General features: G+C 65.6%; 16 protein-coding genes and 1 tRNA gene. 8 read left to right on the top strand and 9 right to left on the bottom strand.

Annotated elements, in window-relative coordinates; genetic code table 11:
• Nucleotides 1-25: 25 nt before the first annotated feature.
• The 5 genes from ACK4SV_RS04720 (at nucleotide 26) to rpoN (ending at nucleotide 4,275) form a co-directional block, all read left to right on the top strand.
• On the top strand, nucleotides 26-640 hold the full coding sequence (locus tag ACK4SV_RS04720; protein ID WP_409916648.1) for a ribonuclease D: 615 nt from the start codon (nucleotides 26-28) through the stop codon (nucleotides 638-640).
• A 102-nt stretch (nucleotides 641-742) separates the two neighbouring features.
• Nucleotides 743-1,417, top strand: coding sequence for an LPS export ABC transporter periplasmic protein LptC (lptC, locus tag ACK4SV_RS04715; RefSeq protein WP_409916703.1), 675 nt, complete (start codon nucleotides 743-745; stop codon nucleotides 1,415-1,417).
• Nucleotides 1,404-1,925: an LptA/OstA family protein gene (locus ACK4SV_RS04710; RefSeq protein ID WP_409916647.1), complete on the top strand. Its 522-nt coding sequence runs from the start codon at nucleotides 1,404-1,406 to the stop codon at nucleotides 1,923-1,925. The genes lptC and ACK4SV_RS04710 overlap by 14 nt, the downstream gene beginning before the upstream one ends.
• 100 nt (nucleotides 1,926-2,025) lie before the next feature.
• Nucleotides 2,026-2,760, top strand: coding sequence for an LPS export ABC transporter ATP-binding protein (gene lptB / locus ACK4SV_RS04705; protein ID WP_409916646.1), 735 nt, complete (start codon nucleotides 2,026-2,028; stop codon nucleotides 2,758-2,760).
• 18 nt (nucleotides 2,761-2,778) lie between these two features.
• Nucleotides 2,779-4,275: an RNA polymerase factor sigma-54 gene (gene rpoN, locus ACK4SV_RS04700; protein ID WP_409916645.1), complete on the top strand. Its 1,497-nt coding sequence runs from the start codon at nucleotides 2,779-2,781 to the stop codon at nucleotides 4,273-4,275.
• A gap of 529 nt (nucleotides 4,276-4,804) precedes the next feature.
• Here rpoN and ACK4SV_RS04695 read toward each other — a convergent pair.
• From ACK4SV_RS04695 to ACK4SV_RS04670, 6 genes are all read right to left on the bottom strand, one after another.
• Nucleotides 4,805-5,647 carry a ribokinase gene (locus ACK4SV_RS04695; protein WP_409916644.1) on the bottom strand — a complete coding sequence of 281 codons (843 nt, stop codon included), beginning with the start codon at nucleotides 5,645-5,647 and terminating at the stop codon, nucleotides 4,805-4,807.
• Entirely contained in the window at nucleotides 5,644-6,579 is a 936-nt protein-coding gene (locus tag ACK4SV_RS04690) for a nucleoside hydrolase (protein WP_409916643.1), read from the bottom strand. Before ACK4SV_RS04690 ends, ACK4SV_RS04695 begins: the two co-directional genes overlap by 4 nt.
• The gene (locus ACK4SV_RS04685; protein ID WP_409916642.1) at nucleotides 6,576-7,097 is read right to left on the bottom strand and encodes a thioesterase family protein; all 522 of its coding nucleotides are present in this window, start codon (nucleotides 7,095-7,097) and stop codon (nucleotides 6,576-6,578) included. The genes ACK4SV_RS04690 and ACK4SV_RS04685 overlap by 4 nt, the downstream gene beginning before the upstream one ends.
• 83 nt (nucleotides 7,098-7,180) lie before the next feature.
• A complete protein-coding gene (locus ACK4SV_RS04680) occupies nucleotides 7,181-10,327 on the bottom strand; it encodes an efflux RND transporter permease subunit (protein ID WP_409916641.1) in 3,147 nt (1,048 codons plus the stop codon).
• A gap of 4 nt (nucleotides 10,328-10,331) precedes the next feature.
• Nucleotides 10,332-11,495, bottom strand: coding sequence for an efflux RND transporter periplasmic adaptor subunit (locus tag ACK4SV_RS04675; protein ID WP_409916640.1), 1,164 nt, complete (start codon nucleotides 11,493-11,495; stop codon nucleotides 10,332-10,334).
• A 9-nt stretch (nucleotides 11,496-11,504) separates the two neighbouring features.
• Nucleotides 11,505-12,944: a TolC family protein gene (locus ACK4SV_RS04670; protein WP_409916639.1), complete on the bottom strand. Its 1,440-nt coding sequence runs from the start codon at nucleotides 12,942-12,944 to the stop codon at nucleotides 11,505-11,507.
• Nucleotides 12,945-13,219: 275 nt separating this feature from the next.
• On the opposite strand from ACK4SV_RS04670, the gene ACK4SV_RS04665 reads away from it, so the two are divergent.
• Nucleotides 13,220-15,067, top strand: coding sequence for a potassium/proton antiporter (locus ACK4SV_RS04665; RefSeq protein ID WP_409916702.1), 1,848 nt, complete (start codon nucleotides 13,220-13,222; stop codon nucleotides 15,065-15,067).
• A gap of 148 nt (nucleotides 15,068-15,215) precedes the next feature.
• Nucleotides 15,216-17,069 (top strand): ubiquitin-activating E1 FCCH domain-containing protein, encoded by a 1,854-nt coding sequence (locus tag ACK4SV_RS04660; RefSeq protein ID WP_409916638.1) that lies wholly within the window; start codon nucleotides 15,216-15,218, stop codon nucleotides 17,067-17,069.
• A 16-nt stretch (nucleotides 17,070-17,085) separates the two neighbouring features.
• Here the strand turns inward: ACK4SV_RS04660 and ACK4SV_RS04655 are convergent, their stop codons facing one another.
• Together ACK4SV_RS04655 and ACK4SV_RS04650 are read right to left on the bottom strand one after the other, a co-directional pair.
• Nucleotides 17,086-17,721, bottom strand: coding sequence for a hypothetical protein (locus ACK4SV_RS04655; RefSeq protein WP_409916637.1), 636 nt, complete (start codon nucleotides 17,719-17,721; stop codon nucleotides 17,086-17,088).
• The gene (locus tag ACK4SV_RS04650; protein WP_409916636.1) at nucleotides 17,718-18,962 is read right to left on the bottom strand and encodes a patatin-like phospholipase family protein; all 1,245 of its coding nucleotides are present in this window, start codon (nucleotides 18,960-18,962) and stop codon (nucleotides 17,718-17,720) included. Before ACK4SV_RS04650 ends, ACK4SV_RS04655 begins: the two co-directional genes overlap by 4 nt.
• Before the next feature lie 178 nt (nucleotides 18,963-19,140).
• Between ACK4SV_RS04650 and ACK4SV_RS04645 the strand changes: the two genes are divergently transcribed.
• Nucleotides 19,141-19,839 (top strand): hypothetical protein, encoded by a 699-nt coding sequence (locus tag ACK4SV_RS04645; protein ID WP_409916635.1) that lies wholly within the window; start codon nucleotides 19,141-19,143, stop codon nucleotides 19,837-19,839.
• Nucleotides 19,840-19,875: 36 nt separating this feature from the next.
• Here the strand turns inward: ACK4SV_RS04645 and ACK4SV_RS04640 are convergent.
• Nucleotides 19,876-19,952: transfer RNA gene (locus ACK4SV_RS04640), tRNA-Arg, on the bottom strand.
• Nucleotides 19,953-20,104: the final 152 nt, after the last annotated feature.

The following is a 20,104-nucleotide window of genomic DNA, read 5'->3' as shown; positions in this document are numbered from 1 at the left end:
CGCGGGCCGTGCTAAGGCGCGAGGCATGAACCAGATTACGCTGCACAGGGGCGACCTGCCGGCCGGCCTCGATTTCGGCCCCGTCGTCGCGGTGGATACAGAGGCGATGGGCCTCAATCCCGTGCGCGACCACCTGACCCTCGTCCAGCTCTCTTCCGGCGATGGCACGGCGCATCTGGTGCAGCTGACCCGGGATTTTAACTGCCCGAACCTCAAGGCGCTGCTGACCGACCCGAAGACGCTGAAGCTGTTCCACTTCGCCCGGTTCGACATCACGATGATGCAGCGCTGGATGGGCATTACCTGCGCCCCGATCTGGTGCACCAAGATCGCCTCACGCCTCTCCCGCACCTATACCGACCGGCACGGCCTGAAGGATGTCGCGCGCGAAGTGGCGGGGATTGACCTCTCCAAGGCGCAGCAGAGTTCCGACTGGGGCGCGGCAGAGCTTACCGATGCGCAGCTCCAGTATGCGGCCAGCGATGTGCTCTACCTGCACCAGATCAAGGCGGGCCTTGAGGCCATGCTGGTGCGCGAGGGCCGGATGGAGCTTGCCGAAGCCTGTTTCGGCTTCCTGCCGGTGCGGGCCCGGCTCGACCTCGCCGGCTGGGCGGACGAGGATATTTTCGCCCATAGCTGAGGCGAAGCCCGTAAACCCTGCCTTGCGCTGCTTCCGCGCCGCGTCCAACCGGTCTATGACTGCCGGAATATGGCCGCTTTTGCAGGATAAGCCCGCGCCTTGATGGATGCCACCCGCCATAACGATCCGGCCTCGCTCTGGGCGCCGCGCCGGCAGATGACGCTGGACCAGGCGCGCAAACGCTCCGGCCGTGTGCGCATCCAGCGCTATGTGTTTGTTGCCGCCGCAGCCATCGCGATCGGGTTGTTCCTGGGCTTCATCGTGCGCAGCTCGATCGCGCAGGATACAAGGCCCCCGCCGGTCGATGACAGCGAAGCCGTCACGATGAAGAACCCGCGCTTCACCGGGCGCGATTCCAGCGGCGAGATTTTCACGCTTACCGCCGACGCTGCCCAGCGCCGGCGCTCGCGGGACGGGGCGGTCGACCTGACCGGCCCGATCATGCGCGATGCCAAAGGCACCGAAGTGCGCGCGCCGTCCGGCTTCTATGACCGCGAGACCGGCATCCTTGAGCTGTATGAAGACGTGCGCATCTCCGATGCCGCCGGCTGGATGTTCAATACATCGGCCGCCCGGCTGATCATTGCCGAGGACCGGGTGGAGGGCATGTCGCCGCTGGAAGGGCGCGGGCCGCTTGGCGATATCCGGGCCGACGCTTATGAAATCCTGGAGGGCGGCAACCGGATCGTCTTTACAGGCAATGTCTATACGGTCATCCATCCGCAAACGGCCCGGGGGGGCGACACAAGTGAAGGTGAGAACAATGGCACTCCTTAAGGCCGCCGGGATGGTCCTGGCACTCGCGATTGGCCTTGCAGGGCCGGCGCTCGCCCAGATCTCGTCCGAGGGCGGGCCGATCTATATCAATTCCGAGCGCACCGAGAGCCTCGAGCGGGAACGCCGGGTGCTGCTGACGGGCAATGTCGATATCCGCCAGGGCGATGCCCGCCTGCGCGCCGACCGGGTGACCATCCACTTTGCCGCGCGCGAGGGCGCTGCCGGGGCGGCGGGCGCCAGCATCGCCGGCGGCTTTGGCCAGATCGAGCGGATCGTGGCGGAGGGCAGCGTCTATTATGTGACGCCGGAGCTGAAAGCCAAAGGCGACCGCGGGGTGTATGAACTTGCCAATGACACCATCGTCATGACCGGCAATGTCGCCTTGATGCGCGACCGGGACGTGGCCGAGGGCGAGCGCCTGCGCATGGAAATCGCCAACCGGCGCACCACGCTCGAGGGCGGCTCCGGCCGCGCCCGCATGGTGATCGACCCGTCATCGAGCCCGTAAATCCCGTAAATTCAAACAAGTGTCTGAAACCGATCTTAAGCATGTTGGCATAGGTTGAATAAGGGCGGCGAATGCGCCCGCGGAAGGGACTGAAGAGACCATGAGCGAACCGGCCGAAGGCCTCGTCGTACGCAACCTTGCCAAGTCATTTGGCAAGCGCCAGGTCGTGCGCGATGTGTCGCTCTCTCTCGCCCGCGGCGAAGTCGTCGGCCTGCTTGGACCCAACGGGGCCGGGAAGACCACCTGTTTCTACATGATCATGGGGCTGATCGGGGCGGATTCCGGCTCGATCTCCATCGATGGCGAGGATGTCACCCGCCTTCCGATGTATCAGCGGGCGCGCCTGGGCGTCGGCTACCTGCCCCAGGAAGCCTCGATCTTCCGGGGCATGACCGTGGAACAGAATGTGCTCGCCGTGGCAGAACTGGTCGAAAAGGACCGGGCTGCGCGGATGGCGCAGGTCGATGGCCTGCTCAGCGAACTGCATGTCGAACACCTGCGCAACCAGCCAGCCACCTCCCTGTCGGGCGGTGAACGGCGGCGCGTGGAGATCGCCCGTGCGCTCGCATCCCGTCCGAGCTTCATGCTACTGGACGAACCGTTCACCGGCATCGACCCGCTCGCCATTTCCGACATTTCCGAACTTGTCCGCTATCTGAAGCAGCGCGGCCTCGGGGTCCTGATCACGGATCACCAGGTGCGTGAAACGCTCCAGATCGCCGACCGGGCCTATGTGATGTATGATGGCGCTGTCCTGTTCGAAGGCACACCGGAAGGCGTGCTGAAGGATGAGGACGTTCGCAGGGTCTATCTGGGTGAGCAGTTCGCCGCTTGATCTCAGGGGGCGCGGCCGATGGCCATGAAACAATCACTCGACATGCGCCAGGGCCAGTCCCTGGTGATGACGCCGCAGCTCCAGCAGGCCATCAAGCTGCTCCAGCTGTCCAATCAGGAACTCGCCGAATTCGTCGAAGCCGAGCTTGAGCGCAATCCGCTGCTCGTCCGGGTCGAGGAAGAGGGAAGCGGCGGCAATGACCCCTCGGGCGAACCGCAACGGCGCGAACAGCTGAAGCTGGACGACAGCTCCGGGCTCGGCGAGGCCCGCGACCAGCTCGATGCTCCGGGTGAGGATGTCTTCGAGCCGGGCACCGGATCTGACGCCGGGATGCCGGCCGATGCCGGCGGGCCGAGCGCGCGCACCGACTGGTCCAGCGCCTCAGGCGGCGGGTCATCGGAGGAATTTGATCCGACGGCGAACGTTTCGGGCAATGTGACTTTGCAGGAGCATCTGCACGGCCAGCTCAATCTTGCGGGCCTGTCTGCGGCCGACCGGCTGATTGCGGCGCGCCTGATCGACGAGACCGACGAGTCCGGTTACCTGCGCACCCCGCTCGGCGATATCGCCTCTGCGCTCGGCGCGGATGTGGCCAATGTCGAGGCGGTGCTGAATGTCTGCCAGGGGTTCGACCCGACGGGCGTGATGGCCCGCTCGATCCCCGAATGCCTCGCGCTGCAGCTGAAGGAACGCCGCCGCTATGACCCGGCGATGCAGGCGATGCTCGACAATCTCCACCTCGTCGCCAAGCATGATCTGAAGGCGCTGATGGATATCTGCGGCGTGGACCGCGCGGATATCCAGGACATGCTGATCGAGCTGCGCAGCCTGTCGCCGCGCCCCGGCGGCGGCTTTTCAAGCGATACGACGGTGGCGGTGGCCCCGGATGTTTATGTCCGTGAACTGCCGAATGGCATGTTCGCCGTCGAGCTCAATTCCGACACGCTGCCGCGCGTGCTGATGGACAAGGCCTATTATGCCGAGGTCTCCGCCCTGCCGATGCGGGAGAAGGAGAAGGAATTCATCTCCGAATGCGCGTCGTCCGCAACCTGGCTCGTCAAGTCGCTGGACCAGCGCGCGCGGACGATCCTGAAAGTGGCGAGCGAGATCGTGCGCCAGCAGGATGGCTTCTTCGCGCACGGCGTGGCGCACCTGCGCCCGCTGAACCTGAAACAGGTGGCCGATGCAATCGAGATGCACGAATCCACCGTCAGCCGGGTGACGACCAACAAATACATGGCGACTCCGCGGGGACTGTTCGAGCTGAAATATTTCTTCTCGGCTGCCATTCCGGCGACCGGGGGCGGAGAGGCGCACTCGGCCGAAGCCGTCCGTCACCGGATCAAACAGCTGATCGAGGATGAGAACCCGGAGAATGTGCTCTCCGATGACCAGATCGTGGACATCCTGACCGGCTTCGGTATCGACATCGCGCGCCGGACTGTCGCGAAATATCGCGAGAGCCTCAACATCCCGTCGAGCGTGCAGCGCCGCCGCGTCGGCAAGGCGGGATAGTTTTTCCTTCCCTTCGCGTTTTTCTACAGCCCTCTCCCTGTCACCCCGGCGGACGCCGGGATGACAAGGTTTGATGGTGTACGGGGCATATTGCGGATGTGCTTTTAGCCGGACAGGGCTTCCCCTTCCGGTTTTGCCTGGCCTTGAGGTCCTGCGGATGGGGCTGGCGCCCTTGGTGTCCGGGGACGGTAGGATATTCAAGGTTTGACAGTTCTGTCCCCGTGGCCACGGAGCCGTCCCCATCCGCAGTTTGGCCGCCGGGAGACTCCCATAACCCGGACGGCCGACCCGAAGCCGGAAACTCCGGCTTCGAGGCAGAGTATCGCATGGGGGCGAACCCGGTCGGATTGGGAGCGGTGAATTTCGTGGTGTTCGGGGCCGCCGGGATTCAGGAGGCGCGAGGTTTGGGGCTGCGAAATCCCTTAAAATACTGGGCCCCGGCGTTCGCCGGGGTGACATGAAAAAAGTTGGGTCGCCGGGCGAATCTGCCCACAGAAAACGTGGATAGAGGCGGGCTTGCGCCGCAGAGTCAGGTGGAGAGAAGCGCTTCGACGTCGGCGCGGTGCGCCAGGCTCGGCTGGGCGCCGGGCTTTGTGCAGGCGAGCGCGCCGGCGGCGACCGCGAAGGACAGTGCGGCATCTGCGGGCATCCCTTCGATAAGCGCAGTGGTCAGCGCGGCGCAGAATGTGTCGCCGGCGCCGGTCGTGTCGATAACATCCACGCGGGGCGGGGTTGCGCTCGCTATGACCCGGCCGTCTTTCCAGAGCTGGGCGCCTTCCGCGCCAAGGGACACGGCCACCATGGCGCCGCTGTCATGCAGCGCTGTGCCATACCATTCGGCCTCCGTCTCGTTGACGATCAGAAGGTCCGCCCGCTGAAGGAGCTCGCCGGTCACCGGCAGGGCAGGCGCAAGGTTCAGTGCCACGAAGCCGGTGGCGCATCTGGCGGCTGCGAGCAGGGCGGCGGGCGACACTTCCAGCACGCCCATCATGTGCTCGATGGACTCGCCCTCCAGATCGGCGGGCGCGAGGACGGCATTGGCGCCGGGGCAGACGATGATCTGGTTCTCGCCGCTGGCGGCCACCGCGATCAGCGCAACGCCGGTTGTTTCTCCGTTCACGAACTGTGTGGCGGCGAGGTCCACTCCGCCCGCGCGCAGCAGCTTCAAGGCTTCCTCGGCCATGTCGTCATCGCCGACGGCGGCGATCAGGCGGACATCTGCGCCAAGGCGGCGGGCGGCGAGTGCCTGGTTGGCGCCCTTGCCGCCCGGATGGCGGGCGAGGCGCGCGCCGGTGACGGTCTCGCCGGGCCGGGGCAGGTCCTTTCCGGTGGCGACAATATCGAGATTGACCGAGCCGACGACGGTGATCATGGCGTGTCCTGCATCAGGCCCTCAATGAGCGCAAAGAAGGCGTCAGCATCCGCATGGGTGACCCAGCGGTGAGGGCCGGATTTGGCCTCGCGCACAGCCGTGCGCCCGAAGGACTTTCCGGGCCTTGTGATCGTCCGTACACGGGCGGCCTTCGACTGGAAGATTTCCGGGGCGAGCAGCCAGGCGATGGTCGAGGGGTCGTGCATCGGGGCGTTCATGCCGGGGCGCCAGCGGCCTTCGAGCTGGTTGGCAGCGCCCAGCAGGCCGGCCATGCGCAGGGCGTTCTGAGTGCCGAGTGAGCGCAGGCGCGCGATGCGCGCGGGTTCGGCGCGCACCTGATGGGTGACGTCGAGGCTGAGCACAGTGACCGGCAGGCCGCTGTCGAAGACGATGGCGGCGGCATGGGGATCGGCAAAGATGTTGAACTCCGCCTGCGGCGTGATGTTGCCGCCGGCAACGTCCGCGCCGCCCATGATGACGACTTCGCGCACGCCCGCCGCGATGCCGGGATCCATCACGAGGGCGCAGGCGAGGTTGGTCATCGGCCCGGTGATGATGAGGGTGAGGCTTCCGGGTGCAGCAGCGCGCAGGCGCGCGATGAGATCGGCCACGCCGTGCGCGGGCGCGAGAGGACGGTCAGGCTCGAACACGTCGAGGCCGGAGATGCCTGTCTCCCCGTGAAAGTCTTCTGCCGTGACGGGCTCGCGCAGCATGGGCCGGGGGCAGCCTGCGTACACGGGCACATCGCTGCGGCCCATCAGTTCACAGATCATGCGGGCATTGCGGCTGGTGAGCCTGAGCGGCACGTTCCCTGCGACCGCCGTGACCGATCGCACGTCGAGCCCCGGCGCAGCGAGCGCCATCATCAGCATTACGGCGTCATCAATGCCAGGATCACAGTCGATCAGGACGGGAAGGGGCGGCGCGGTCATGCGGGTGCTTTCAGTTCACGGAGGATGTCGAGCACCTGCGGGTCGAGCGGCGGGCTTTCGAGTGTCAGGCCCATCGCTTCCATCGCCATGGCCGCCGTGACGCGGGTCTTCTTGCGCCCGGTGAGGCGGGCGATCATCAAGCTGGTGGCGTGTATGCGCTCGCCGGAGATGAATTCGTGCCGGAACACCAGGTGTGTATCTCCCCATCCGGCCAGCCGGGTCTGCACCTCGAAGGGCTGGGGATAGCGCAGCATGCGGTGATAGAAAAAGGATTCGTACTGGATCACGGGCAGCCAGCCCCGCTTGCGGAAGGCGCGCAGCGCGCCAGTGCGGCCCATATAATTCATGATCGCAAGATCGGTGAAGGAGGAGTAGCGCGAATTGGTCATATGGCCCATCGGGTCCTGGTCGCCGAGCCAGACCTTCGAGCGGATGGTGTGCAGGTCCATCAGGCTTGTCCGCCGCCATGTGAACATCGCGGCGAGCATGATGCGCAGGAAACGGAAGAACAGGTTCATGGCCGGACCCTAGGCCGCCGCTCGTTCACAAGGCCCTAACCGGCGGGCGGAAATGGTATTGGTCGCTCTACCATAAAGCGAGTTCACTCGGCTGGTTGGGCGACAGGGCGCGGCTCGGCCGCCTCCGCCTCCAGCCGCCGGGCGACATCGCCGGGAGAGCCGGTGCGCCGGGCGAGCAGGGCATAGGCTGCCGGCACGACGACCAGCGCCACCATGACCGCTGCGATGGAGCCGAACAGGATCACGATTCCGATTGCAAAACGGGTTTCCGCGCCTGCCCCGCTGGAAATGATCAGCGGCACGGCCCCGGCGGCGGTGGTCAGCCCGGTCATCAGGATGGGGCGCAGGCGGGCTAGGGCGGCTTCCCGCAGGGCTTCATCGAAGGGCCGGCCCTGATCGCGCAGCTGGTTGGCGAATTCGACGATCAGGATGCCGTTCTTCGCCGCAAGGCCGACCAGCATGATGAGGCCGATCTGGGTGAAGATGTTGAGCGTCTGCCCCGTAAGCCAGAGGCCGAGCAGGCCGCCGGCCAGCGTTGCGGGCACCGACAGCATGATCACCATCGGGTGTGTCCAGCTCTCGAACTGCGCCGCGAGGACGAGGAACACGATCAGCAGGCCGACCAGGAAGACGAACAGGATCGAGGAGCCCGAGGTGCGGAACTCAAGCGACTGGCCCCGGAAGTCGATCGTCGCGTCAATGGGCAGCACATCGCGCGCAAGGCGCTCCATGTCGTTCAGGACGTCGCCAAGGTTCACGCCGGGCTGGAGGCTGGCGCTGATCGTGATGGCGCGCACGCGGTTGTAGCGGTTCAGCGTGGGGCTGTCGGCATAGGGCTGGATCGTGATGACGCTGGCGAGCGGGATCAACTCGCCGCTGCGCGAGGAGCGGACATAGATGTTCTGGACATCCGTCGGCGTGTTCTGCTCCGACCGCAGGCCCTCGACGATGACGTCATATTCTTCGCCCTCGTCGATATAGGTGGTTACGCGGCGCGAGCCGAGCATGGTTTCGAGCGTCGTGCCGATCTCGGCAACGGTAACGCCGAGGTCCGAGGCGCGCTGGTAGTCGATCTGTATACGGTATTGCGGCTGGGTTTCCTTATAGTCCCAGTCAATATCGGTGATGCCCGGATTGTTGGCTTCCAGCGCGGCGACAAAGATGTCGCGCCATTCCACCAGCTGCTCATAGGACGGGCCGCCGATCACGAACTGGACGGGAGACCCGCCACCGCCGCCGCCTCCGCCGCCGCCAAGGCCGGGACGCATCCGGGCGAATGCCTGGATGCCCGGCAGGTCGGACAGTTTGCGGTTGATCTCGGTCATCACTTCCTGGCCGGGCCGGCGCGAGCTCCAGTCCGCCATCACGGCAACGACGTTGCCGGAATTGTAGGCGTTCGGGCTGCCCCAGCCGGGCGCGCGGATCAGGAGGCGGGTGATCTCGCCGCTTTCGGTATAGGGCAGGAGGCGCCGCTCGATCTCGTCGAGATAGCGTTCCATGTATTCAAACGACGCGCCTTCGGGCCCGCGCACGCCGACAAAGAAGGTCCCGCGATCCTCTTCCGGGGCATATTCCTGGCCGAGCTGCTGGAACACGAAGAAGCTGCCCGCCATGATGGCCATGACCGCTCCGGCCACAATCACGGGGCGCCGCACGATGGTATCGAAGAAGTGCCCATAGCCTTTGCGCGCGGACCGGAACACCGCGTCGACCCGGCGGGTCAGCGCCGTGCCGCCATCATCGCCGCGGGTTTTCGCCTTCAGCATCTTGGAGGCGAGCATCGGCGACAGGGTCAGCGCGATGAGGCTGGAGAAGGCGACCGCCGCCGCAATGGTGATCGCGAATTCGGAGAACAGCCGGCCTGTATTGCCCTGCATGAAGGTGATCGGGATGAACACCGCGATCAGCACCAGCGTCGTTGCGATGACGGCAAAGCCGACCTGGCGCGCGCCGTTGAAGGCGGCGACGAGCGGGGTCTCGCCTTCTTCTTCCATCCGCCGGTGGATGTTTTCCAGAACCACGATGGCGTCATCGACGAGCAGGCCGATGGCGAGGACGAGCGCGAGCAGGGTAAGGAGGTTCAGCGTCAGGCCGAACAGGTAGAGGACGATGAAGGTCGCGATAATCGAGACCGGAACCGTCACCGCCGGGATGAGGGTCGTGCGCCAGCTGCCAAGGAACAGGAAGATCACCAGCGTCACGAGGACGACGGCGATGCCAAGCGTGGTCCAGACTTCGCGGATCGAGGCTTCGATGAAGACGGAGCTGTCGAAGGCCTGATAAATCTGCATCCCGTCCGGCAGGGTCCGGTTCAGGTCAGCGGCAAGGTCCTTGGCGGCCTTGGCGACATCCACGGTGTTGGCGGTCGATTGCTTGACGATGCCGAGGCCGACCATCGGCACGCCATTGCCCCGGAACATCGTGCGGTCATCGACTGTTCCGCGCTCGACACGGGCGACATCGGCGAGGCGGACCAGATAGCCTTCGCCCTGGGCGAGGACGAGGCCGGCAAAATCCTCCGCCGTCCGGAACGGGCGGTCGATGCGCAGGGTGTAGGACACCGCGCCGGATTCGAGGCTTCCGGCCGGGGCTTCGATATTCTCGGCGCGCAGCGCCCGTTCGATATCGCTGACCACGAGGCCGCGCGCCGCAAGGGCGCGCCGGTCGACCCAGACGCGCATCGCATAGTCGCGCGAGCCGCCGACCTGGATCCGGGCCACCCCGTCCAGCGCGGAGAAGCGGTCGATCAGGTTGCGGTTGGCAAAGTCGGTCAGCTGGGCCGTGGTCAGGTTCTCGCTGGCGAGATTGAGCCACATGATGACGTCTTCGTCGGCATCGGCCTTTTCCACGCGCGGGGCATCTGCCTCCTGCGGCAGCTGGTTCATCACGGCGGAGACGCGGTCGCGCACGTCATTGGCGGCCGATTCAATGTCGCGCCCGGTGCGGAATTCGAGGGAGATGTCCGAACGCCCGTCGCGGGAGCGGGAGTTGATGAAGCGGATGCCCTCGATGCCGGCGATGCGGTCCTCGATCACCTGGGTGATGCGGGTTTCCACGACCGCCGCCGAGGCGCCGGGATATGTCGTCTGGATCGACACGATCGGCGGGTCGATGTCGGGATACTCGCGCAGCGGCAGGCGCGAGAAGGAAACGAGCCCGAAGACAATCAGCAGGAGCGCCAGCACGCTCGCAAAGACCGGGCGCTTGACCGATGTGTCCGAGAGCAGCATCGCCTCAGCCCCCTTGCGCGGCGGGGCTGCCGGCTGCGCCGGTCGAGGCTGGTCCCGCTGCGGGCGGGGGCTGGAGGATGGCGGGATCCCGCAGGATCACGGGCGCGCCTTCACGGATGCGCAGAAGGCCTTCGGTCACAATCATCTGGCCGGGCGTCAGGCCGGAGACGATCTCGACACGGCCGTTCTGGCGCAGGCCCGGCTCGACCCGCACGCGGCGGGCGACAGGGCCATTGCCGCCGCTCTCATCGACGATCCACACAAAGGAGAGCGGCCCGACGGGTTGCATCGCGACTTCCGGAACGGACAGCGCGCGGCGCGGCTCTGCCAGCAGGGCGACGGACATGAACATGCCCGATTTCAGAACGCCGTCCGGGTTCGGCAGGCTGGCGCGGACACGGATCGAGCGGGTTACCGGGTCGATGGCATTGTCGATGGTGGTTACCGTTCCGGTGAAGGTTTCGCCCGGCAGGTCGGCGGTCACCGCCTCGATCTCGAGACCGGCGCTCAGCACCCGCAGGAAAGTGGAAGGGACGGAGAATTCGAGCCGCATAACGCTGTCATCGATCAGGGTTGCGACGACATCGCCCGGGCGCACGAGGGAGCCGAGGCTGACCCGCCGGAAACCCAGAACGCCGTCAAACGGGGCCACCAGCACCCGGTCGCTCTGGCGGGACTGGACGGCGCGGACCTGGGCGGCAGCGGTGTTCACATTGCGCTGGGCCATGTCGAGTTCGGCCTGCGAGGCGGCGCCCTGACGGGCCAGCGGCTCGATCCGGGCCAGCTCGCGGCGCGCCTGGGCGAGGTCTGCCTCGGCGCTTTCGACCTGGGCGACCTGTTCGCGCTGGGCAAGCGAGAGGAGGGTCTGGCCCCGGCGCACCCGGTCGCCATCATCGAAGAAGAGCGCGGTCACGCGGTCGGAGGCGGTGAGCGTCAGATCGACACGCTCATTCGGTGCCAGCGTGCCGATGGCCTCGACGCGGTTGGCGAAGAGCTGCTCGCGCACGGGCTCGGCGAAGACATTGACGCCGCGCTGCTGGGCGCCGGCGCCCGGCGGGCCGCCGCCCTGCTGCTGCGCCTGAAGGCTCAGGGCCGGGACCGCAGCGAGCGCAAGCACGGACAGGGCCGCGCCGGCCAGCCTGAGGCGAGGTGATTTCATGAGGCTCATGATCTTTTCCTATCCCGCCCGGAAGGCGCCGAGTTCTTCGTCCGTCCAGATGCCGCCAAGGCTCCGGTAAGCCCGGATTGCCCTTCGGGCAGTCTCAATCCTGTTTAGCGCCAGGCGGTCTTCTGCGTCGAGCAAAGTCCGCTGTGCATCGAGCACGCCGAGATAGCTGTCGAGGCCTTCCCGGTAGCGAAGCGTCGCGAGGTCTGCCGCGCGGCGTGCGGCCGCAACCGCTGCCTCCAGTTCCGGTGTACGGCGCTGCTCGGTCAACAGATCAGTCAGGGCTGTCTCGGTTTCGGCAAGCGCATTCAGCACGGCGTTTTCATAATCGGCAGCGAGGCGGCCTGTGCGGGCATCGCTGGCGTCGATCCGGGCATAGACCTGGCGCAGGTCCGGGCCGGACCAGCTGATCGCGGGGCCGATATCGAAGCCTATGGTTGTCCCGCTGATGGCCTGGCCGCGGTTGCGGAGCAGTCCGGAGACACCGGCATTCAGGGTGAGGGTGGGAAAGAGGTTCGCGCGGGCAACGTCGCCGAGCGCCAGCGCAGACCCGATGCGCGCTTCGGCGGCGCGGATGTCCGGCCGGCGGCGCAAGAGGTCTTCCGGCGTTCCGGCGGCAATGGGCGCGCTCAGGACGGGCACTTCGCCGGGGGAGGCCAGCAGCTCTTCCGGCAGGCTGCCCGGCGCCGAAGCGGGCAGGCCGGTCAGCGCAGCAAGGCGGCTGAGGGCCGCTTCCCGGTCAGCCTCGAACACCGGCAGCGAGGCGAGCGTCGTGCGGTACTGGGTTTCGGCGCGTTCAAGGTCGAGCTGGGTGACGCGGCCATTATCAAACAGGCTGCGGACGAGTTCCAGCGACTCTTCCTGCGCGCCCACATTGCGGCGGGCAACGTCCAGCCTTGCTTCGGCGCCGCGCAGATTGACATAGGCAAGCGCGGTTTCGGAGGCGATCGAGACGGCGATATCGCGGCGCAGCTCCCGCACCGCCACGGTATCGAGGCGGGCTGCCTCAATGCTGGCGGCAAGGCGGCCGAACAGGTCGAATTCCCAGCCGGCGGTCAGCGCCGCATTGGCGCTCGCATCAATCCGGCTACTGGCGGCGCCTGCCTGGCGCCCGGCGCTCGCCCCTGCGCGGCTGGACAGGGTTGGGCCGGATTCAAGGATGGCGAGGCGCAGCAGCGCTTCGGCTTCGGCAACCGAAAAATCCGCGCCGCGCAGCGCAGGCGAAGCCCGCAGCGCGCGCTCGACCAGTCCGGCGAGTGCCGGGTCACTGAAGCTCTGCCACCATTCGGCAGACACAGGTTCGCCGGACGCGGGGGCACGGAATTCGGTGGACGCGGGTTCGCTGATGTCGAGATCCGGCGCTGGCGGCACGCTGATGCAACCCGCGCAAAGCAGGAGGAGGGCTGTCCCGCCTGCGAGGCGGACAGGAAGTGGGCGTACAGTGCGGGTCATATGGTCCCGAGCTAGACTTTGCTGCGGCCGGTTCAAGCCGGACTTTGCCCGGATAAACCCTGCCATGCGCCTTTGTAACGGTGGAAACTGAAGATTCCGTCGCAGGAGCGTTCAAATATCCGTGTTTTTTTGCACACGCTGCGCCCAAAAATCGCCTCCTGCGGGTGAAAAGCTCTCATCGCTCTGGCGGGCGGGCCCGGTGCACCCTAACTTTCCTAGAGCCCTGAAATCGAAACTGTTCTCCCGGCAGATACCGTGCGGAGGTCTGAACCCTGATCGAGTCGGTCAACATTGCCATCCTGATCGGCTCGGCGCTGGTGGCGCTGGCGGCTCTGACGAGCCTTGTCTCGCAGCGCTTCGGGGCGCCCCTGTTGCTCGTCTTCCTCGGGATCGGCCTGCTGGCGGGCGAGGATGGATTGCTCGGCATCAGCTTCAACAGTGGCTCGACGGCATACTTCATCGGGTCGCTGGCCCTCGCCATCATTCTGTTTGACAGCGGCTTCGAAACGCCCCTGCGCAAATACCGGCTGGCGGCGGCCCCGGCGCTGACGCTGGCCACGATCGGGGTCGTGCTGACGGCGGGCCTGACCGGCACCGCTGCGCATTTCCTGTTCGGTATCGGCTGGCTGGAAGCCCTGCTGCTGGGCTCGATCATCGCCTCGACCGATGCGGCGGCGGTGTTCTTCCTGCTGAAATCAGCGGGCATCCGCCTGCGCGAGCGGGTCTCGGCGACGCTGGAGATCGAATCCGGGGCGAACGACCCGATGGCGATCTTCCTGACGCTCCTGATGATCCAGCTGATCCTCGCCCATGCCGAGGCCGGCCCGGCCATGGGGCTGGGCGTCATCGTTACGTTTTTCCAGCAGATGGGGCTGGGCCTCCTCTTTGGCCTCGCCGGGGGGCTGGTGATCGCCTGGCTGTTGAACAAGCTCGTGAACCTTGATCCGGGCCTCTATCCGATCTCGGGCCTCGCGGCCGCTCTTGTCGTCTATTCCTTGTGTGCGCTCTCGGGCGGCAGCGGGTTCCTTGCCGCCTATGTGGCCGGGGTCGTTGCGGGCAATCGCAAGGTGCGGTTTGCCCACCGGCTGCGGCGGTTCCAGGTGGGCATGATCTGGCTTGCCCAGATCGGGATGTTCCTTGCCCTCGGCCTGCTGGCGACGCCGTCCGAATTTCCGGCGATTGCAATTCCGGCGCTGATCCTGGCGGCGATCCTGATCTTCTTCGCAAGGCCGCTGGCGGTCTACCTGTGCCTGTTGCCCTTCGGGTTCCGCTCGCGCGAGACGCTGTTTACCGGATGGGTGGGCCTGCGCGGGGCGGTGTCGATCCTGCTGGCGATCCTTCCGGGGCTGAGCGGGCTCGACAACGGGACACTTTATTTCAATGTCGTCTTCGTGATGGTGCTGGTCTCGCTGCTGGTTCAGGGATGGACCATCCAGCCAGCCGCGCGGTTGTTGAAGGTTAACCTGCCGGCCGAGCCGGGCCTGGTCGACCGGGTGGAACTGGAGCTGCGCGGCGGGGCGGAGATGGAGCTGGTCGGCTACCGGATCCATCCTGACAGCGCGATAGCAAAGGGCGAACGCGTCCCCCGCTGGGCCAGGCCGGCCATGGTGATCCGGGACGGATTGTCCTACTCCCTGCATTCCATCGGCCCGTTGCAGGCGAATGACCAGGTCTACCTGTTTGCCTCGCCCCGCCGGGTGCGCCTGCTTGACGAGATTTATGCCAGCCCGTGGGACGAAGCGACGGTCGATCCGGATGTGCAGTTCCGGGTCAAGGGAAGCGTGCGGATGACGGAGCTTTCGAGGCTCTACGGGATAGAGGTTCCCGACGGTTCGGAAGGGCTGACCGCTGCCCAGTTCATGGAACAGGCGCTGGACGGCAATCCTGTCAGCGGAGACCGGCTGACCCTCGGCGAGCTCGATCTGGTAGTCTGCGGGCTGGATGAGGCGGGCGGTGTTGCCTCGGTCGGGCTGGTCATCAGCGAGGAAGACCCCAGCACCGGGGCGCTGATGGCCGATCTTGCGCGGCGGGTGCTTGCCGGCGCCCGGCGCAGGCTCGGCGGGCGCTCCGCAGCGCTCCCGGAAGCCAGGTCCGGCAAGGACGAAACTCCGCAGGCGGACTGACGGCGCGCGTCATGGTTTCTGGAATCCTAACGGGCACGTGAAAACTGCCGTACCCGAATAAATCCTTCATTCTTTAAGCCTTGGTATGAGAGATGCAGGCAAACTGCGCGCGCTGGGCTTTGTGACCTGGCCGCGGGAGGGTGGAATCGTGAACGTCTCGCGTGGAATCGCTGATTGGATAAACGGGGCCGCAGAGCGGTTCCAGATGCGCCGGTTTGCGGCGTCGGCATCAGGCAATGTGGCGATGCTGTTCGCGCTGGCCTGCTTTGTCATTTTCCCGATGGTGGCTTTCGCGGTGGAAGTCACGCGCGCCGTCAGCCACAAGACCAGCCTTCAATATTCGACCGATGCGGCCGTTCTTGCGGCGGCCCAGGCCGTCCTGATGACGCCGGAGCAGCGCATCGGCGTGATCGATTCCTTCATCAAGGCTGAGGAAGCAAAGATCGGCACACCGATCACCTATCAGGTGACCGAGAGCGAGGATGGTGAACTGTCGGTTACCTCCGAGATCAAGATGCCGCTGATCATTGGGCGCGTGGTGTCGCGGGACGATATCCGTATCCAGGTGCGCTCTGATGCGATGATGGGCGGCGCGGACCTTGAAGTTTCGCTCATCCTCGACACGACCGGCTCCATGGCCGGAAGCCGGATCATCGCGCTGCGCCAGGCGGCGCTCGATTTCGTGGATATTGTCGTCAATGATATCCAGGAGCCTTACTACTCAAAGGTTGCGATTGTTCCGTACTCTGTCTCGGTCAATGCGGGTCCGTTTGCAGAGGGGCTGCGCGGGTCAATAACGCCCGGCCGGAGCATCAGTGGCGCGGCCTGGATTGACGGACCGATCCGCAACATCACGGGCGCGACACGTGCAAACCCTGTCACCATCACCTCGAACGGCCACGGCTTCTCGAATGGCGACCGGATCCGGATCACCGGCGTCAGCGGCATGACCCAGCTCAACAACAAAATCTACACGGTTGCTAACGTCACAACCAACACGTTCCGCCTGCAGGGTGTGAATGGCTCGTCGTACAGCAACTATTCCTCAGGCGGGCAAATCCGGCGCTGCCTGAACTGGAACTGCGAAGTTACCGTCACGGCCAACAATCACGGCCTGAACACCAATGATTTTGTCGTGATCAACAATGTCAGCGGCATGACGCAGATCAATAACGGGAACCACGCAACTTGGCAGGTGACGCGGCAGGATGCGAACAATTTCATGCTGCAGGGCTCGCAGGGCTGGAACTATGGCACCTATTCGTCAGGCGGTATCGCCTATTGCACGACCTATGGCTGCGAACGCTACCGCTTCATCAATGCGCTGGGCAACCAGCGCGTGAATCATGCGAGCACCTGTATCACCGAGCGCACGGGCCCGGCAGCGTTCCGGGATACCTCGCCGGCAACAGCGCCGTTGACCATTCACTATGACAACCCGGCCGCCAACCCGTGCTCGAACGTCCGGGAGATTGTCCCGCTGACGAGCAACAAGAGCGTTCTCAATGCCCGGATCAATTCGCTGTTCGATGGTGGTTCGACCTCTGGTCATCTGGGGACTGCATTCGGTTGGTATGTCCTGTCGCCGAATTTTGCGCACCTGTTCCCGCCCGCCAGCCGCCCGGCGCCCTATGGCCGGCCGAAAATGTATAAAGTGGCGGTGCTGATGACAGACGGTGAGTTCAACTCATCTTTCTGCAACGGCGTTATCAGCCGGATATCGCTTGCGGGATCGGGCTCGGCCGCAGACCATATCAACTGCGACTCGCCCAATGGCGGTGCGTTTGCTCAGGGGCTTCAGCTGTGCACGGCGATGAAATCAGCCGGGATCACGGTCTATACGGTCGGTTTCGAGATCGCGGACCTGCCGGCCGCAATTGAGCTGATGAACCAGTGCGCCTCCAGCCCGCAGCACGTTTTCACGGCATCGGGTTCGGCCCAGCTTCGCGCCGCGTTCGTGCAGATCGCCCGTTCGATCGAGGAAGTGCGCCTGACGCGCTGATCGCTCTCTGCCAGCCTCAGGGCAGGGCCAGCGGCCTCGGTACGGCCGGGCAGGCATTGCGAAGGAGGTCGGCCAGAACCCTTCGCTGTGTTCCGGGCGCTGGCATTGGGTCTGGCAGCAGCAGGCCGGTTTTCAATCCGTCCGCGGGATTGATCCAGACGACGGAGCCGCCGGCCGCCAGCATGTCCGAGATCACATGTGCGGTGCCGCCAGGGCCTGCCGGCGGCGCGCCTTTCCAGACCGCGATCAGCGCATCGGCGCGGCGCACGGTCTCCCTGCCGACAGCCGTGTAGCCGTCGCCCGTGCCCTCCGGGTCCGGAGCAATGACGACGTCTTCTGCGGCGGCGCACAGCGCATCGAATTCCGCGCGCGATGCATCAGTCTCGAAATCCTCGATATAGCGGCTGCGCGGAAAGGGGAGCGGGGCGATGAGGCGCCAGCTGCGCGCGAGGGCAGCCCGCGCGGCGATCCGGTCTGTGCCCTCGGCGAGGGCGCTGACGAGGGTCCAGCTGGCGCTGCCGGGCACGCCGCGCTCGCAGGCGCCGAGGATGCTGGCGATGGCGGCGGACAGGGCCGGCAGGTCTCCGGCGGCCAACTGGTTCAGCCTGTGGCCGGAAACGCCGAGGACGAAATGCGGTCCGGTGCCTGTCATGCGGCGGTCCATTCGGGAAGGTCGAAGGCGGGGTCGGGGTAGGCGGCGCTGATGAAGCGCTCGCCGGTCTTCAGGCCGATTTCGCGCAGCAGTTCCAGATGGCCCCGCTCGCCAAAGTCGAGCGCGTCAATCCGGTCGAACTGGACCCGGGTCAGCGGCTTGCCGATGAGCTTTTCGAGGTTGGTCGGCAGCGGGTCTGTCTTGCGCTTCTGCCGGCGGTCTTTCGCATCCCAGGTGTCGAGGATCACGTCGATGCGCTGGAAGTCCAGCATCGGATCGCCTGTGATGCAGACGCCGTCCAGGGTTTCGATCTCGCTGTCGATGGTCCACGGGATCTGCGAATGGCTGAGGGCCTGCATCAGCGCGATATTCTGCTTCACCGTGTCGTGGATCATCGAGCGCAGCGCATCTGCCCCGCGCAGGGCGGGGACCTTGGTGGCGAATTTCCTGCCGTCGATCCGGGGGCGGCGGTAGCCGGTGCCGCAGGAGGTCATCATCAGGTTGCGGGCGCCGCGCTGCCAGTTGAAGCCATAGGATGGCACCAGCGCCAGCATCAGCATCTGCACGCTGGGATTGTTATGCCCGCCGACCGCGCCGTCGACGAAATAGCCCTCGCTGCCGGCGCGGGCGCGGTTCGTGTCGTCATACTCCATCCGGATGGTGACTTCGTCAAAGAAGGTTGGCGCGGCGGCGCTGGCCTGGACAATGTCGATCAGGCGGTAGCGCTTGTTGGGGAAGACATTGCTGTCGGGCAGCGTATCGAAATACTTCGCCTTCGGATGATTGGTCAGCACCCAGGCGGAGCCTGTGTCGATGCGTTTGGTGAAGATGGCGAGGCCGGTCTTTAGCTGGTCTGTGCCGAGCGTCTTGGTGCCGAGCACAGGGCGCAGCGCATCGCGCAGGCCCTTGCTGTCGAATTTCGAGGCGAACAAGGTCCCGTCGCCGGCCTTGCGACCGAAGATGCGCGGTCCGAGGTCGAGATAGAAATCCATCAGCTCACTGACACTGAGGCCAAGGGCAAGGCCGGTGGCGATGATGGAGCCGGTGGAGGTCCCGCCGATCAGGTCATAATAGTGGCTGAGGCGGAAATCCGGATTGCCCCCGGCGCGGCGGCGCAGCTCATTTTCGAGATGTACCAGCATCCCCAGCGTGATCGTGCCCTTCACGCCGCCGCCATCGAGGGCAAGCATACGTTTCGGGCCGGTGGCCGGCGACAGATGTTCGGCGAGTGTCTGCGGCATTGAAATGTCCCCCGTGAGTGTCCGAGGCCCGCCGGCTGATCCCCCTGCGGCGGCCAGTTCCAGACTGGCAAAACCGGGGGAATTCCACAACGGGCAATCGCCTCGGCGAGGCTTTTTCCGGCTGGTTCGCGGGCGCCTGATCCATGTTACGGTAGAAGCAGAGCCGGAAGGACATGCCATGCCAGAACGCCTTTACCGCCTGTTGCCGGGCCTGCTGCTGTTCGTGACCGCCTGCCAGCCGCTGCCGGGGTCGCAGCCCGTGACCGCCATTCTCGAGCCGGCGCCCGTAGGAGGCGCGCCTGATCCCGCGCCCCCTTACATTTTCACCGCTGCCTGGGATGGCCGCCCGGAGGGGGCAGAGTGGACGCGCCTGACGCTTGCGGCGCTGGACCGGCATGGTGAAGCCCTGCTGAGCCGGGTTCCGGACGACATTGCGGATTTCTGCCCGCCCTATCCGGGCCTTGACCGGGAGGCGCGCAAGCAGGTCTGGCTGATGCTGATGTCCGCGCTCGCGCGGTATGAAAGCAATCACCGGACGGATGTGCAGTTTCAGGAGAGCTTCAATGACTCCCAGGGCAATCCGGTAATCAGCCGCGGGCTCCTGCAGATCTCGATTGAAAGCGGGCGCGGCTATCGCTGCGTGATTCCGGAGGCGGAGGCGCTGCATGATGCGGACGTGAACCTGAGCTGCGGGGTGCGCATCCTCAACCGCTGGACCGGGGAGCGCGATGGCCTGGTGGCCAGCCGCGTCACGCCAACCGGCGCGGGTGACAATGGATGGCGCGGCGCGGCCCGCTACTGGAGCCCCTTCCGCGACGCCGCCAAGCGCAGCAGCATGGAATCCAGCGTCCGCGCCCTGCCGATGTGTGGTGAGTGAGGCGGGCTGCCGGGCCTTGCATGAATGCGAGGCAAATGGCGCACCCAAGAGGATTTGAACCTCTGACCTTTGCCTTCGGAGGGCAACGCTCTATCCAGCTGAGCTATGGGTGCTGCGCAAGGCGGGTGTTTAGGCGAAGCCGGGGCGGGGCGCAACAAGGTTTGCCCGCGATGCTCCACGCCGATCAGGCATGGACGCGGGGGCTGCAGCGCCGGTAGGATGCTGGCCGGGAACCGACGCACAGAGCTGCTGTCAAAGAGCTATT

The sequence above is a fragment of the Hyphomonas sp. genome (genome assembly GCF_046313735.1).
In the GTDB taxonomy this organism is placed as follows: domain Bacteria; phylum Pseudomonadota; class Alphaproteobacteria; order Caulobacterales; family Hyphomonadaceae; genus Hyphomonas.
The sequence above is the reverse complement of the archived record's forward strand: the minus strand, read 5'-3'. Positions and strand labels throughout refer to the sequence as shown.